This window comes from Mesorhizobium sp. LSJC280B00, from assembly GCF_000502835.1.
Taxonomy (GTDB): domain Bacteria; phylum Pseudomonadota; class Alphaproteobacteria; order Rhizobiales; family Rhizobiaceae; genus Mesorhizobium.
Window position 1 is genome coordinate 335,243 of sequence record NZ_AYVL01000004.1, and the last position, 16,755, is coordinate 351,997.

8 protein-coding genes and 2 pseudogenes are annotated in these 16,755 nt (G+C 64.7%); 9 read left to right on the forward strand and 1 reads right to left on the reverse strand.

Annotated features, from left to right (window positions below; translation table 11 throughout):
• The first annotated feature begins 58 nt into the window (after positions 1-58).
• The 9 genes and pseudogenes from X773_RS47860 (at position 59) to X773_RS47900 (ending at position 15,666) form a co-directional block, all read left to right on the forward strand.
• Entirely contained in the window at positions 59-2,371 is a 2,313-nt protein-coding gene (locus tag X773_RS47860) for a Tex family protein (protein WP_023675457.1), read from the forward strand.
• A 243-nt stretch (positions 2,372-2,614) separates the two neighbouring features.
• Positions 2,615-3,805: an acyl-CoA dehydrogenase gene (locus tag X773_RS47865; RefSeq protein ID WP_023675458.1), complete on the forward strand. Its 1,191-nt coding sequence runs from the start codon at positions 2,615-2,617 to the stop codon at positions 3,803-3,805.
• Between the two features lie 446 nt (positions 3,806-4,251).
• Entirely contained in the window at positions 4,252-7,623 is a 3,372-nt protein-coding gene (locus X773_RS47870; RefSeq protein ID WP_023675459.1) for a transglutaminase family protein, read from the forward strand.
• A gap of 6 nt (positions 7,624-7,629) precedes the next feature.
• Positions 7,630-10,114 (forward strand): annotated as a pseudogene (locus X773_RS47875) (circularly permuted type 2 ATP-grasp protein).
• 7 nt (positions 10,115-10,121) lie between these two features.
• Positions 10,122-11,006, forward strand: coding sequence for a transglutaminase family protein (locus X773_RS47880; RefSeq protein ID WP_023675460.1), 885 nt, complete (start codon positions 10,122-10,124; stop codon positions 11,004-11,006).
• 109 nt (positions 11,007-11,115) lie between these two features.
• Complete coding sequence (locus tag X773_RS47885; RefSeq protein ID WP_023675461.1) at positions 11,116-12,234, forward strand: DNA topoisomerase IB; 1,119 nt, start codon at positions 11,116-11,118, stop codon at positions 12,232-12,234.
• An 84-nt stretch (positions 12,235-12,318) separates the two neighbouring features.
• Complete coding sequence (locus tag X773_RS47890; protein WP_023675462.1) at positions 12,319-12,693, forward strand: YciI family protein; 375 nt, start codon at positions 12,319-12,321, stop codon at positions 12,691-12,693.
• Positions 12,690-13,964, forward strand: coding sequence for an RNA polymerase sigma factor (locus X773_RS47895; RefSeq protein ID WP_023675463.1), 1,275 nt, complete (start codon positions 12,690-12,692; stop codon positions 13,962-13,964). The genes X773_RS47890 and X773_RS47895 overlap by 4 nt, the downstream gene beginning before the upstream one ends.
• 187 nt (positions 13,965-14,151) lie before the next feature.
• The gene (locus tag X773_RS47900; RefSeq protein ID WP_023675464.1) at positions 14,152-15,666 is read left to right on the forward strand and encodes an aldehyde dehydrogenase family protein; all 1,515 of its coding nucleotides are present in this window, start codon (positions 14,152-14,154) and stop codon (positions 15,664-15,666) included.
• A gap of 59 nt (positions 15,667-15,725) precedes the next feature.
• On the opposite strand, the pseudogene X773_RS47905 reads toward X773_RS47900, so the two are convergent.
• Positions 15,726-16,581 (reverse strand): annotated as a pseudogene (locus X773_RS47905) (hypothetical protein).
• Between the last annotated feature and the right edge of the window lie 174 nt (positions 16,582-16,755).

A 16,755-nucleotide genomic window follows, 5' to 3' on the forward strand; every position in this document is an offset into this window, starting at 1 on the left:
GCGCGGCAGTGCTCTGCGCCTATGGTCGCTGCTCGTTTCGACTAGCGACAGGTACGACATGGCAGCCGACATCAAGCGCATCGCAACCATCATAGCCGCCGAAATCGGCGCGCGGCCCGAACAGGCTGCGGCGGCGATCGGCTTGCTCGACGACGGCGCGACCGTGCCGTTCGTGGCGCGCTACCGCAAGGAGGTCACCGGCGGCCTCGACGACACGCAGCTGCGCGACCTTGCCGAGCGGCTGGCCTACCTGCGCGAACTCGACGCGCGCCGCGACACCATCCTTGGTTCGATCCGCGAGCAGGGCAAGCTGACCGACGAGCTCGAGGCAAAGATCGCTGCGGCCGGCACCAAGGCCGAACTCGAAGACATCTATCTGCCTTACAAGCCGAAGCGCCGGACCAAGGCCGAGATCGCACGCGAGCGCGGGCTCGGGCCTCTGGCGGAAGCTATTCTCGCCGACCGTACGGCTGTACCCGCCGAGCTGGCGCTGGCCTACATCAGCGAAGACGTGGTCGATACCAAGGCGGCGCTCGAGGGTGCGCGCGACATCCTGTCCGAACAGTTCGCCGAGAATGCCGATCTGGTCGGCAGATTGCGGACCTACATGAAGGAACGCGCCTTCCTGCGGTCGCGCGTCGTCGACGGCAAGCAGGAGGCGGGCGCGAAATTCTCCGACTATTTCGACCATGTCGAGCGCTGGGCCAACGTGCCGAGCCATCGCGCGCTGGCCATGCTGCGCGGCCGCAACGAGGAGGTTCTGTCGCTCGACGTCGAAGTCGATGCCGATGACGCCTCTCCGGTGAAACCGGTTGAGCGGATGATCGCCGACGCCTACGCCATCGGCCGCCAGTTGCCGGGAGACCGCTGGCTGATGGAGGTCGCCGGCTGGACCTGGCGCATAAAGCTGTCGCTGCACCTGACGCTCGATCTGATGCGCGATCTGCGCGAGCGGGCCGAAGAAGAAGCCATCCATGTCTTCGCCCGCAATCTCAAGGATTTGCTGCTTGCCGCGCCTGCCGGCTCGCGGCCGACGATGGGGCTCGATCCGGGCATTCGCACCGGCGTCAAGGTGGCGGTGGTGGACGGCACCGGCAAGCTGCTGGCGACGACAACGGTCTATCCGTTCCCGCCGAAGAACGATGTCCGCGGCACGCAGGCCGAACTGGCCAAGCTCATCCGGCTGCACAAGGTCGAGCTGATTTCGATCGGCAACGGCACCGGCAGCCGCGAGACCGAAAGGCTGGTGGCCGACATGCTGGCTGACATGCCTGCCGGGTCCGGGCCGAAGCCGCTCAAGGTGATCGTCAGTGAAGCCGGCGCCTCGGTCTATTCCGCCTCGGCAACGGCGGCGGCGGAATTTCCCGGCCTTGACGTGTCGCTGCGCGGGGCAGTGTCGATCGCGCGGCGCCTGCAGGATCCGCTCGCCGAACTGGTCAAGATCGAGCCGAAGTCGATCGGCGTCGGCCAGTACCAGCACGACGTCGATCAGTACCGCCTCGGCCGCTCGCTGGAAGCGGTGGTCGAGGATGCGGTCAACGCCGTCGGCGTCGATCTCAACACGGCCTCAGCGCCGCTTCTGGGGCGGGTTTCGGGTCTCGGCGCATCGCTGGCCGAGGCGATCGTTGCGCATCGCGATGCCTCCGGCCCGTTCGCCAGCCGTCGCGAACTGTTGAAGGTCTCCCGCCTTGGACCCCGCGCGTTCGAGCAATGCGCCGGCTTCCTGCGCATTCCAAACGGCAGCGAACCGCTCGATGCGTCAGCGGTGCATCCGGAAGCCTATGGCGTGGCCAAGAAGATTGTTGCGGCCTGCGGGCGCGACGTCCGCTCGCTGATGGGCGACAGCGCCGCACTCAAGGCGCTCGATCCGCGCGTCTTCGTCGATGAGCGCTTCGGCCTGCCGACGGTGCGCGACATCCTGGCGGAGCTGGAAAAGCCCGGCCGCGACCCGCGCCCCGGCTTCAAGACCGCGACTTTTGCCGATGGCATCGACGACATCAAAGATCTGAAGCCCGGCATGCAGCTTGAAGGCACTGTCACCAATGTCGCCGCCTTCGGCGCCTTCGTCGATATCGGCGTGCACCAGGACGGACTGGTGCACGTCTCGCAACTAGCCGACCGTTTCGTCAAGGACGCGCATGAGGTGGTCAAGGCCGGCGACGTGGTCAAGGTGCGTGTCGTCGACGTCGATATCAAGCGCAAGCGCATCGGTCTGTCGATGCGCAAGGATGGCGACGCTGGCGCACCGAAGCCGCGCGACAATGGCAGCAGGCCGGTGCCGCGCGCGCCCGCGCCCCAACGCCAGCCGGAGCGGCCGGTGCAGCAGGGCGCGTTCGGCGCCGCTTTGGCCGATGCGTTGAAGCGGAAGTAATTTCGCGAGCCGGGCTGCGCCGCCAGGTCAGACGGCGGCGCTCGACATTGATCATCCATCACCAATGCTCATGGATCGGCGAAGCTATTTCGTTTGATTTTTTCAGGACGGGAGCCGATAAGCCGCGCGTTTCAAGATTTCTGTTTCGATGCATGTCGTTATCTCCAAGCTGCCGAACACCCTCGGGTCAGGGCCCGCGGGCAAGCTTTGGGCGACATGCATGAGTTTGGGAGACCGAGAGCCATGGCCGCCGACAAGAACGCATTCGTCTGGGATGATCCTTTCCTGATCGAGGACCAGCTTTCGGAGGACGAGCGCATGGTGCGCGATGGCGCCGCGGCGTTTGCCGCCGACAAGCTCGCTCCGAAGATCGAGGAAGCCTATCTCGAGGAGAAGACCGACGCCGGGATCTTTCGCGAAATGGGCGAGGCCGGTCTGCTCGGCATCACCATCCCAGAAGGATATGGCGGGCTCGGCGCCAACTACGTCACCTACGGGCTGGTCGCGCGGGAAGTGGAGCGGATCGACTCGGGCTATCGCTCGATGATGAGCGTGCAGTCGTCGCTGGTAATGTATCCGATCCACGCCTATGGCTCGGAAGAACAGCGCAAGAAATACCTGCCGAAGCTGGCGTCGGGCGAATGGATCGGCTGCTTTGGCCTGACCGAACCTGACGCCGGTTCCGACCCGGGCGGCATGAAGACGCGGGCCGAGAAGACCGCGAGCGGCTACAGGATCTCCGGCTCGAAGATGTGGATTTCCAACGCGCCGATCGCCGACGTGTTCGTCGTCTGGGCAAAATCGGCCGCGCATGACAACGAGATTCGCGGCTTTGTCCTGGAAAAGGGCATGAACGGGCTGTCGGCGCCGAAGATCGGCGGCAAGCTGTCGCTGCGAGCCTCGATCACCGGCGAAGTGGTGATGGAGGGCGTCGAGGTCGGCGAGGACGCGCTGCTGCCCAACGTCTCGGGTCTCAAGGGACCGTTCGGCTGCCTCAACCGGGCGCGCTACGGAATTTCCTGGGGCGCCATGGGCGCGGCTGAGGATTGCTGGCACCGCGCCCGCCAGTATGGCCTCGACCGTAAGCAGTTCGGCAAGCCGCTGGCCGGCACGCAGCTTTTCCAGAAGAAGCTCGCCGACATGCAGACCGAGATCGCGCTCGGCCTGCAGGGCAGCCTGCGCGTCGGGCGGCTGATGGATGAAGGCAAGATGGCGCCGGAGATGATCTCGCTCGTCAAGCGCAACAATTGCGGCAAGGCGCTCGACATCGCCCGCCAGGCCCGCGACATGCATGGCGGCAATGGCATCCAGATAGGCTACCACGTCATGCGCCACGCCCAGAACCTGGAAACCGTCAACACCTATGAGGGCACGCATGACGTGCATGCGCTGATCCTCGGGCGGGCGCAGACCGGGTTGCAGGCGTTCTTTTAGCATTGGCAGGTGTCCTCCGCTTCCAGCGCCACTGCTTGGCATCTCCCCTCGCAAGGCGGGAGATCGGCAATTTTCGCCAACGGCGCCACATTTTGTTCTTGCTTTGTGCCGGCAGCTATGCTACTAATTTCGCTATGGTGCTAATTCGCACCGACGACCCGCTCACCGAGGCGGGTTTTTCTTTTCAGCTCTTTTCGACCAAGCATCACGCGTGCTGCTGACATCAATGTCGGCGGGAAGCGCCCGGTGCTGACCCGCCGGCCTTCGGCTCTGCACCGTTGCAACGTCTTGCCGCCACGCCACGGAATCCCAGGTCGGCGCTCCGTTTCGTGAAGCTGTGAAAGCTGCTTAATTTAGGTGCAGCGCAACATCTCTGCTTGGAGAATGGTCAGCATTCGTGTCAGGGTTCAGCGAACTCCTTTTGAAACGCCGACTTCAGGGGCACCATGGCAATTCTGGCAGCCGTCTATCACCTGACCCACTACAAATACGACCGGCCGGTCGTCTTGGGCCCGCAAGTCATAAGGTTGCAGCCTGCGCCGCATTCCCGCACCAAAGTGCTCAGCCATTCGCTGAAGGTCGGGCCGGCAAACCACTTCGTCAATTTGCAGCAGGACCCCTACGGCAATTTCCTTGCCCGTTTCGTCTTTCCCGAGCCGGTGACGGAGTTGAAGATCGAGGTCGATCTCGTTGCCGACATGACGGTCTACAATCCGTTCGATTTCTTCGTCGAACCGTCGGCCGAGACGTTTCCGTTCGAATACCCCGAAGAGATCCGGGACGATCTGACCATCTACCGAACGCCGGAACCGGCGGGGCCGCTGTTGGAGGCATTCCTGAAAACCCTCGCGCGCCACCCGACCAACACCGTCAATTTTGTCGTCGACCTCAATGCGCGGCTGCAGCGCGAGATCGCCTATATCGTGCGCATGGAAACCGGCGTCTTCTCGCCCGAGGAAACGCTGGCCGCCGGCAAGGGGTCGTGCCGCGATTCCAGCTGGCTCCTGGTGCAGATACTGAGGAACCTCGGCATCGCCGCGCGTTTCGTCTCCGGCTACCTGATCCAGCTCAAACCCGACCTCGTTGCGCTCGACGGGCCGCCCGGCACGGCGACCGATTTCACCGACCTCCATGCCTGGTGCGAGGTGTATCTGCCGGGCGCCGGCTGGATCGGCTTCGACCCGACCTCCGGCCTGCTCACCGGCGAAAGCCATGTGCCGCTCGCGGCAACGCCGCATTTCCGCAATGCCGCGCCGATCTCCGGCATGGCGAGCTTCGCCAATGTCGAATTCGGCTTCGACATGCGGGTAGACCGCATCGCCGAGCATCCGCGCATCACCAAGCCGTTCTCCGACGAGAGCTGGCAGGCGCTGGACGCGCTGGGGGTCCAGGTCGATGCTGCGCTCCAGGCCGGCGACGTGCGGCTGACCATGGGCGGCGAGCCGACCTTCGTCTCGATCGACGATTTCGAGGCTGCAGAGTGGAACACCGCCGCCGTCGGGCCGACCAAACGCGAAAAGGCCGACGCGCTGATCCGCCGGCTGCGCGAACGCTTCGCGCCGGGCGGCTTCCTGCATTACGGACAGGGCAAATGGTACCCCGGCGAAAGCCTGCCGCGCTGGACCTTCTCGCTCTACTGGCGCACCGACGGCGAGCCGGTGTGGAGCGACCCGTCGCTGATCGCGCATGAAAAGAGCGAGGCGGATGTCGGACCGAAGCAGGCCGAAGGCCTGCTGACGGCGATCGCCGACGAACTCGGCATCGACAAGACGATGGTCAGCGAAGCCTATGAGGATCCGGCCGAGTGGCTGCTCAAGGAAGGCAAGCTGCCTGACAACGTCGATCCTTCCAATTCGAAGCTGGAGGATCCGGAGGAGCGCAGCCGCATGGCGCGGGTGTTCGAACGCGGGCTGACCAAGCCGTCGGGCTATGTGCTGCCCGTCCAGCGCTGGAACAGCCAGGCTTCCGGACCGCGCTGGCGCTCGGAGAAATGGAAGACGCGGCGCGGCAGGCTGTTCCTGGTGCCCGGCGATTCGCCGGTCGGCTACCGCCTGCCGCTCGGCACGCTGCCCTATGTGCCGCCGGCGCAGTTTCCCTACATAGTCCCGGTCGATCCATCGCTGCCGCGCGGACCACTGCCGGCGCGTGAGGCGATCTTGCCCGGTTCTGCTTCGTCGCCCGCTGCGGCCGAACTGGAGGGCGCCGACGAGATGGCGCGACGCCAGCAGGCGGTATCCTTTACGGCCGTTACCGGCCAGCAGGACCGCGTTGAACAGGAGATTACCGAGATCGGCGGCGCCGTGCGCACGGCCCTTTCGGTCGAGCCGCGCGACGGACGGCTTTGTGTGTTCATGCCGCCGGTCGAGGCGCTGGAGGACTATCTCGAACTGGTGGCGGCGGCGGAGAACGCGGCAAGGGCGATCGGCCTGCCGGTGCACATCGAGGGCTACGGCCCGCCGCACGATCCGCGCCTCAACGTCATCCGTGTCGCACCCGATCCCGGCGTCATCGAGGTCAATATCCACCCCGCCGCGAATTGGCAGGATTGCGTGGCGACGACCACGGCGATCTACGAAGAGGCGCGGCAGACGCGGCTTGGCGCCGACAAGTTCATGATCGACGGCCGCCACACCGGCACCGGCGGCGGCAACCACGTCGTCGTCGGCGGCGCCACGCCCAATGACAGTCCGTTCCTGCGCCGCCCCGACCTGTTGAAGAGCCTGGTGCTGCAATGGCAGCGACATCCGTCGCTGTCCTATTTGTTCTCCGGCCTGTTCATCGGCCCGACCAGCCAGGCGCCGCGCTTCGACGAGGCGCGCCACGATTCGCTCTACGAACTCGAAATCGCGATGGCGCAGGTGCCACATCCGGACAAGGGCGCGGCACCCCTGCCGTGGCTGGTCGACCGGCTGTTCCGCAACCTTCTGACCGACGTGACGGGCAATACGCATCGCTCGGAAATCTGCATCGACAAATTGTTTTCGCCGGACGGGCCGACCGGCCGGCTCGGGCTGGTCGAATTCCGCGGCTTCGAGATGCCGCCCAACGCGCGCATGAGCCTGGCGCAGCAATTGCTGGTGCGCGCCATCATCGCCCGGGCCTGGAAGAACCCGCTCGACGGCCGCTTCGTGCGCTGGGGCACCTCGCTGCACGACCGTTTCATGCTGCCGCATTATGTCTGGGGGGATTTTCTCGACGTGCTGGACGACCTCAAGCTGAACGGCTTTGCGTTCCGTCCGGAATGGTTCGACGCCCAGCTCGAATTCCGCTTCCCGTTCTGCGGCGAGGTCCAGCATGCCGGCGTCAAGCTGGAGCTCAGGCAGGCGCTCGAGCCGTGGCACGTGATGGGCGAGCAAGGCGCGATCGGCGGCACCGTACGCTTTGTCGATTCCTCCGTCGAAAGGCTGCAGGTGAAGACCGATGGGCTCAACCCGGAGCGTCACGCCGTCGTCTGCAACGGCCGCGTCGTGCCGATGAAGGTGACCGACAACCGCGAGATCGCAGTGGCCGGCGTGCGCTTCAAGGCCTGGCAGCCGGCGTCGGGCCTGCATCCGGCGCTACCGGTCAACACCCCGCTAGTCTTCGACATCTATGACCGCTGGTCGGGCCGCGCGGTCGGCGGCTGCGTCTACCATGTGGCACATCCCGGCGGGCGCAGCTATGACACCTTCCCGGTCAATGGCAACGAAGCGGAGGCGCGGCGGCTCGCCCGCTTCGAGCCACGTGGCCATACGCCGTCCAGCTATGTGCTGCGCAACGAAGAAGCCTCTGAAGATTTCCCGATGACCCTTGACCTTCGGCGGCCGCAAAGACTCTGATCAGCCATGGCGAAGGGGAATCACAAAAGGCTGCGCAGCAAGCCGCAAACCCACAGTCTGCTGGAGCACTATCAGCCGATCGACGGCGTCGTCGACGAGATGGTCGATGCGTCGGGCAATCCGCGGCCGGCCTGGCGGCACTTCATCGAGGCGCTGGAGGACCTGGGGCCGGAAAAAATTGCCCAGCGCTTCGCCCGCGCCGACCAGTACCTGCGCGATGCCGGCGTCTATTACCGCGTCTACGACAAGGCCGGCGCCAACGAGCGGGAATGGCCGCTGGCGCATGTGCCGCTGCTGATCGAGGAGCAGGAATGGGCTGGTATCAGCGCCGGCCTGGTCCAGCGCGCCGATCTGTTCGAGGAGACCATCGCCGACATTTACGGGCCGAACCGGCTGGTCGAGAAAGGCATTCTGCCGGCCGGATTGATCGCGGCCAGCCCGGAATATTTGCGGCCGGTCGTCGGCACCAGGCCGGCCAGCGGCCATTTCCTGCATTTCTGCGCCTTCGAGCTCGGTCGTGGCCCGGACGGCCGCTGGTGGGTGCTTGGCGACCGCACACAGGCGCCGTCGGGCGCCGGCTTCGCGCTGGAGAACCGCGTCGCCACCACGAGGGCGCTGTCCGACATCTACGGCGAAATGCATGTGCACCGCCTGGCCGGCTTCTTCCGTCGCTTCCGCGACGCGCTGATCGGCATGGCCAAGCAAGCCGGCGGCCGTGTCGCCATCCTGACGCCGGGACCGCTGAACGAAACCTATTACGAACATGCCTATATCGCCCGCTATCTCGGCATCATGCTGCTCGAGGGCGAGGACCTGACCGTCTCCGGCGGCAGGCTGATGGTGCGCACGGTTTCGGGGCTGATGCCGGTGAGCGTCTTGTGGCGGCGGCTCGACGCCGCCTTCGCCGTTCCGCTTGAATTGCGGCCGGACTCGCAGATCNGTGAGCGTCTTGTGGCGGCGGCTCGACGCCGCCTTCGCCGATCCGCTTGAATTGCGGCCGGACTCGCAGATCGGCACGCCGGGGCTGGTCGAAGCGGTCCGGCAAGGGGCGGTTTCGGCCGTCAATGCACTGGGTTCCGGTCTGATGGAGACGCGCGCGCTGCTCGCCTTCCTGCCGAAGATTTCGCGCGCCCTGCGCAATGAGGAACTGCTGCTGCCGACGGTCGCGACATGGTGGTGCGGGCAGGAGACGGAGCGCGAGCATGTGCTCGCCAACATCGATGGCATGGTGATCGGCCCGGCGCTGTCGACGCGGCTTGCCTTCGAGGACGACGGCTCGACCAAGCTCGGGTCAGCGCTGTCGGTCGAGGAACGGGCCGAACTCGTCGCCAGGATCGAACGGGACGGCGGCGACTTCGTCGGCCAGGAAGCGGTGACGCTGTCGACCACCCCTGTCTATGTCGGCGGCTGGCTGGAGCCGCGGCCGGCAAGCCTGCGCGTCTATCTGGCGCGGACGCCGGAAGGCTGGACCGTGATGCCGGGCGGTTTTGCCCGTGTCGGCTTTTCGCTCGACCCGACGGCCATCGCCATGCAGCGCGGCGGCCAGGCGGCGGATGTCTGGGTGGTCAGCGACAGGCCGGTCGAGCGCGAGACGCTGCTGCCGCAGGAGCACGACAGCTTCACCCGAACCTTGCCGGGCAGCCTGCCCAGCCGCGCGGCTGAGAACCTGACATGGCTCGGCCGCTATATCGAGCGGTCGGAAGACACGGTGCGCATCCTGCGCGCCTACCATGTGCGGCTGGCCGAGACATCCGATCCCGAGATGCCGCTGCTCGCCGATATCAGCGACTATCTCGCGCCGTTCGGCATCGACGTCGAGACGGCAATCCCATTGGGGCTCATCGGCACGCTGGACAGCGCCGTTTACAGCGCCGGGCAGATCCGCGACCGCTTCTCGCCCGATGGCTGGCTGGCATTGAAGGATCTGTCGAAGACCATCCATCAATTTGCCGCGACAGTGGCGCCGGGCGACGACGCGACAAGGGCAATGACGGTCATCCTGCGCAAGCTGGCCGGGTTTTCCGGCCTGCTGCACGAGAACATGTACCGCTTTGCCGGCTGGCGTTTCCTGGAAATCGGCCGCAGGCTCGAACGCGGCATCCAGATCGCCCGCACGCTCGCCCGGCTGACCAGAGCCCAGGCGCCGGAAGGCGCGCTCGACATGATGCTGGAGATCGGCGACAGCGTCATGACGCACCGTCGGCAATATCCGGTGCAGGCGGGGCGGCGCACCGTGGTCGACCTTCTGGCGCTCGATCCGCTCAACCCGCGCTCAATCCTTTTCCAGCTCGAACGGCTGAAAGCCGAAATCGCGCTGCTGCCCGCTGTCGGCGCTGAAGGCCATATGTCGCCGGCGGCCAAGGAAATCCTGCAGCTCAACACGTCGATCGCCATCAAGGAGCCCTCGGACATGACGGCCAAGGCCCTCGGCGATCTCGCCAATGAAATCGGCGGGCTCTACAACAGCCTCGCCAAAGCCTATTTCGGGTAGAGACAGCATGCTCTACGACATCAGGCTTCACCTGCGTTACGACTATGATGCGGCGGCCGGCGGCGGCCGCCATCAGGTGCGCGTGCTGCCGCCGACCATCCCTGGCGTGCAGCGCGTCATCGCCGCTTCACTGTCTTTTGTGCCGGCGCCCAGCGAACGTTCCGACTTTTCCGACTTTTTCGGCAACAGTGTCACCTCGATCGCCTTTCGTGACGCGCATGATGCGCTCGACATCAGGATGAGCGCGCGTGTTTCAGTGTCGCGGCCCGAACCCGGGCTCGACGTATCGCCGGACATACGCCGGCTGAGGGAAGAACTCGGCGCAGTGCACTCGCTGGCGCCGGCTTCGCCGCATCACTTTCTGGCCGCCAGCGATCATGCCGGCATCGACGCGGCAATCACTGCCTATGCGAAAGGCAGCGCCGGCAGTTCGACGGTCGGCACGGCCACGGCTCTGTGCAACCGCATTCACCGCGATTTCACCTATGACGGCGAGGCGACCACGGTGCAGACGCGGGCCAGCGACGCCTTCGGCTTGAAGCGCGGCGTCTGCCAGGATTTTTCCCACATCATGATCGCCGGCCTGCGCGGCCTCGGCATTCCTGCAGGCTATGTCAGCGGGTTTTTGCGCACCATCCCGCCACGTGGGAAGCCGCGGCTCGAAGGCGCCGACGCCATGCATGCCTGGGTCAAGGTTTGGTGCGGGCGCGATGCCGGCTGGCAGGAATTCGATCCGACCAACGGCATGCGGGCAAGCAACGACCATATCACGGTCGGCTATGGCCGCGACTACTCGGACGTGGCGCCGATCGTCGGCGTGCTGAAAACCACTGGCGGGCAGGTTGGCGAGCAGGCAGTCGACGTCATACCGGTCGTGCTCGAAAAGGCGTGACGGCACCTCCTCGTTGCACGGCGTCGTCGTCAATCTGTCCTGGCAATCAAAAGGCGGTGGAACCCGCAGCCGGCAAGCGGCTTATCTACGGAAATTCCGTGGAGAGGACATGCTGGACAAATCCGGGTCGTCGTCTGGCCGATCGGCTGTGAGGAAAGCTGCACCAAAAAACGGGGTGCCGCAGAACGGAGCGCTGGAGAACGGCGCGCAAGCCTCGGCCGTTCGGGCCTCGCTCAACTATGTCACCGACACTGAACCCGGTATTCGCCGGCTGCGTTCGGGCAAGGGGTTCTCGTACAAAGGACCCGACGGGCGGATTGTCGACGGGGAGGCGCTGGCACGCATCAAGGCGCTCGCCATTCCACCGGCCTGGACGGATGTGTGGATCTCGCCGGATGCCGACGGTCACATCCAGGCGACCGGTCGGGACCAGCGCGGCCGCAAACAATACCGCTATCACCCGCACTGGGCGGAGGAGCGTGACGGCGTCAAATATTCGAGCCTGATCGCCTTCGCCGAAAGCCTGCCCGAACTGCGGCGGCAGATCGACGTCGATTTGCGCCGTCACGGCCTGCCGCTGGAACGCGTCGTTGCGGCTATCGTCTGGCTGCTCGACAACACGATGATCCGTGTCGGCAATGCCGCCTATGCCCGCTACAACAAGAGTTTTGGGCTGACCACGCTGCGTGACCGCCATGTCGACATCAAGGGCTCGAGCCTGCGTTTTGCCTTCATCGGTAAATCCGGTAAGGAATGGAGATTGAAGCTTGTCGATCGCCGGATTGCCAAGGTCGTGCGTGGAGCGCAGGACCTGCCGGGCCAAAAACTGTTCCAGTATCTCGACGAGGACGGAAACAGGCATCCGGTGCGCTCAGACGACGTCAACCGCTATATCAGGGAGAACGCCGGAGCGGAGTTCAGCTCCAAGCACTTCAGAACCTGGGGTGGCACCATCCATGCGGCGTCGCTGTTTGCGCAAACCGAGCGTCCGGAAAGCCAGGCGCAGCAAAAGCGGGTGATGAACAATGTCATCGACAAGGTTGCCGAGCGGCTCGGCAATACGCGCGCGGTTTGTCGCCAATGCTACATCCATCCGGAAGTGTTCCGCGCCTGGTCCGAAGGACGGCTGCTGGACGAAATGGCGGATGCCAACAAAGGCAAGCGCTCGATCGCTGGGCTCGACGACGAGGAGGCCTTGGTCTTGAGATGGCTGAAGGCGAGGGAATGACACCGGACGGAGCGTATTTTTTTGTCGACGCGGTGTCGGGATCGGTCCTAGTGTTTCGTCCTTTGACAGAGAAAAGGACGACCCATGCTCTACGCGATCCTCTGCTATGCCTCTGAAGACGTCGTCTGCTCCTGGAGCAAGGAGCAGGATGATGCGGTCATGGAAAAACTCCTCGGCGTGCAGGAAAAATATGCCCAGGCGGGACGGCTTGGCCCGGTGGCGCGGCTCTTGCCGACGACGGCGGCGACGACGCTGAGGAAGATCAAGGGCGAAGCGGTGGTCATCGACGGCCCGTTTGCCGAAACCAAGGAACAGTTCCTCGGCTTCTACACGCTCGAATGCGCCGACCTCGATGAGGCCGTCGACTTCGCGCGCGAGCTTTCCGAGGTCAACCCGAGCGGCGGCTCCTATGAAATCCGGCCGGTCTCGCTCTTCAATCCCGCCAAGGTTTCCGCATGACCGAACTCGCCTGGATCAGCACAGCAATCAGCACCGCTCGCCCGCAGGTGATGGGGGCATTGCTGCGCTACTTCCGCGACCTCGACGCGGCGGAGGAAGCATTCCAGGACGCCTGCCTGAGGGCACTGAACAACTGGCCGAAAAACGGTCCTCCGCGCGATCCGGCAGCCTGGCTGATCTTCGTCGGCCGCAACAGCGGCATCGATGCGGTGCGCAAGCGCGCCAAGCAGGCGCCGCTGCCGGAGGAGGACCAGATCTCCGATCTGGAGGATGCCGAGAGCGACGTCGCCGAGCGGCTGGACGGCGCGCATTATCGCGACGATATTTTGCGGCTGCTGTTCATCTGCTGCCATCCCGACCTGCCGGCCACACAGCAGATCGCGGTGGCGTTACGCATCGTCTCCGGCCTGACGGTCAAGCAGATCGCCCGCGCCTTCCTCGTTGGTGAAAGCGCCATGGAGCAGCGTATCACGCGCGCCAAGGCGCGTATCGCCGACGCCGGGGTGCCGTTCGAGACGCCGGGAGCGGTCGAGCGCTCCGAACGGCTCGCCGCCGTCGCCGCCATGGTCTACTTGATCTTCAACGAAGGCTATTCCAGCAACAGCGGCGAGGCTTCGGCGCGTGCGCCGCTTTGCGAAGAGGCGATCCGGCTGGCCCGGTTGCTGCTCAGGCTGTTCCAGACCGAGCCGGAGATCATGGGGCTGACGGCGCTGGTGCTGCTGCAGCATGCACGCTCGCCGGCTCGCTTCGACGAGAACGGCGAGATCGTGCTGCTCGAAGACCAGGACCGCAGCCTGTGGAGCCGCAAGATGATCGATGAAGGCTTGGCGCTGGTCGATAAGGCGTTGCGCCATCGCAAGCCCGGTCCCTACCAGGTGCAAGCGGCGATCGCCGCACTGCATGCGCGGGCGGAAAAGCCCGAGGACACGGACTGGAACGAGATCGACCTGCTCTACGGCCTGCTCGAGCAGATGCAGCCGTCGCCGGTGGTGACGCTCAACCGCGCCGTCGCGGTCTCCAAGGTGCGTGGACCGGAAGCCGCACTCGCCATGATCGAGCCGCTGGAGGGAAGGCTTTCCGGCTATTTCCATTTCTTCGGCCTCAAGGGCGGACTGCTGATGCAGCTTGGCCGCGGCGAGGAGGCGCGCGTCGCTTTCGACCGCGCTATCGCGCTTGCCAATACGGCCGCCGAGGCAGCGCATATCCGCATGCATATCGACCGGCTGATGAAAGAAAGCGCCGTGCGGGAAACCGCCAAGACGGCACACTGATTCGCTCTATCTGGCTGGTTCAACAGTCGGACGCCGGCTTGGACCATGCCGGGGTGGCGATTTCTCCCTGAAACGCGTAATGCCACGCCATGACAGCGCCTGGTATGCCGACCGGCAGGGAACCGGTATGGCGAAAAGCTTGGACCGACGCCATATGAGCGACGGGATCTGAAAGGGACGAAACGAAATGACGATTGCGAAGGAAACGGCCGGGCTTCTGGCGAAACTGGGCGTTGCCGAGGGCGCGCTTACGGGCGGCGACCTCATCGTGCGCAGCCCGGTGACCGGCGAGCAGATCGCCGCGCTGAAGACCATCTCGCCGGCCGATGCGGCAACGACCATCGACAAGGCCCACAAGGCTTTCCTGGCGTGGCGGCAGGTGCCAGCTCCCAAGCGTGGCGAGCTGGTGCGGCTGCTCGGCGAGGAATTGCGCATTTACAAGACCGAGCTTGGCCGGTTGGTATCGATCGAGGTCGGCAAGATCCCGTCCGAGGGTCTTGGCGAAGTGCAGGAGATGATCGACATCTGCGATTTCGCCGTCGGTCTTTCCCGGCAATTGTACGGCCTGACCATCGCCACCGAGCGTCCCGGCCATCGCATGATGGAAACCTGGCATCCGCTCGGCGTCGTCGGCGTCATTTCGGCCTTCAACTTTCCGGTGGCGGTATGGTCGTGGAACGCGGCACTTGCGCTGGTCTGCGGCGACGCGGTGGTGTGGAAACCGTCCGAGAAGACGCCGCTGACGGCGCTCGCCTGCGAAGCGATTTTTGCACGCGCGGTAAAGCGTTTTGGCACGGACGCGCCGCAGGGCCTGGCGCCGGTGCTGATCGGCGACCGTGCCGTCGGCGAGATCCTGGTTGACCATCCGAAGGTGCCGCTGGTCTCGGCCACCGGCTCGACGCGCATGGGCAGGGATGTCGGCCCACGGCTGGCGAAGCGCTTTGCCCGTGCGGTGCTGGAGCTCGGCGGCAACAATGCCGGCATCGTCTGCCCGACGGCCGATCTGGACATGGCGCTCCGCGCCATCGCCTTCGGCGCCATGGGCACGGCCGGCCAGCGCTGCACGACGCTCAGGCGCCTGTTCGTGCATGAGAGCGTCTATGACCAGCTCGTTCCGCGCCTGAAGAAGGCTTATGAGAGCGTCTCGGTCGGCAATCCGCTGGAGACAAGCGCTCTGGTTGGCCCGCTGATCGACAAGGCTGCCTACGAGAATATGCAGAAGGCGCTGGAGGAGGCGGCTTCGCATGGCGGTAAGATAACCGGCGGAATGCGGGTCGAGAACGGTCACCCCGAGGCCTACTATGTGCGTCCGGCGCTGGTCGAAATGCCGCGGCAGGTTTCGCCGGTGACGGAGGAAACCTTCGCGCCCATCCTCTATATGATGAAATATTCGGACTTCGACACCGTGCTAGAAGAACACAATGCGGTGGGAGCGGGGCTGTCATCCTCGATCTTTACCCGCGACCTGCAGGAATCCGAGCGCTTTCTTAGCGTCGACGGATCGGACTGCGGTATCGCCAACGTCAATATAGGCACGTCAGGGGCCGAGATCGGCGGTGCCTTCGGTGGCGAGAAGGAGACCGGCGGCGGCCGCGAGTCGGGGTCCGATGCCTGGAAGGCCTATATGCGGCGCGCCACCAATACGGTGAATTATTCCAAGGCGCTGCCGCTTGCGCAGGGCGTGTCGTTCGACATCGCTTGAAAAGCCAGACCTCCGTCGCGGCGGCGCCAAGGCTGCCACGACGGCGGTCGGCTCGCGGTTCAGCTAGTTTCGGAAGTTACAACACAATTGTCGAAGGCTGCATCGATGATGGCGAGCTTGACCGCCTGGGCGGTCATGTATTCCTGATAGAACTCGCTCGACACCCACATGACCGAGTGACCGCGCTGGCCCAGCCAGCCGATGCTGCCGAGTTCCTCGGCATCGCGCAATTTGCGTGACAGGTGAGTGCGGGAAAGCTTGAGCCAGTTCGCGAAATCTCCGATTGAGACGACACCGGTCGGGATTCGGTCCAGGTCGGCATGATCGGGGTCGACGCCGGACATCAGCCAATCCATGACGATGCCGCCATTGTCGAGCCAGGTGAACAAGGAAAAAGTCTGTTTTGGCTGCCGCACGGCATGCGACGAAAGCAGGCCGTCGGCCACCAGCGGCTGCAGTTTGGCGAGCACATCCGGTTGTACGACGAATGCAGCCAGTCGAGATCCACCGTCCAGGCTGTCCAGCGTTTTGAGATGAGCCATGACCCAGCCGGCAACCGTCTCCAGAGTGCCCGCGGCCGGCTCAAAGGGGCGGATGCGCCCATATTTAATCGGCAGATGCCGGATGAAACCGTAATGCAGCATCTCCTTCAGGAAGGCATCGGCGGTGTTGCGGCTGGCCACCGAATGCCGGCAGATGTCGTCCATGAACCGTGCGGACGTAAGTCCCTTGCGATGATCATCCGGCTCTCGATTGAAATACAAGCCAAGGCCGATATGGGCCATCAGCCAACGCTGTTGCGTGGCGAATACGCCGCGGGTTCGCTTCATAGGTCTGGAGAAGCGTCCGCGACTGAGCCTGGACATGGCGACGCAGTGCCGGATGGCTGGCAATGTCTTCAGAAACCAGCGCCATCCCCGCCGAGCCCAACCAAATTTGCAACTGGAAAATGCCGATCACAATTTCAGCCTTCGCGGGTCGTGTCCAGAGCCGGCGCATTAGGATACGAGCTGAATCCCGCCGGCTAGTGGGCTGAATTCCGCGACTTGATCGCCGAGGCCACTGATTTCGCTGCAGAGGGCCAGCCCG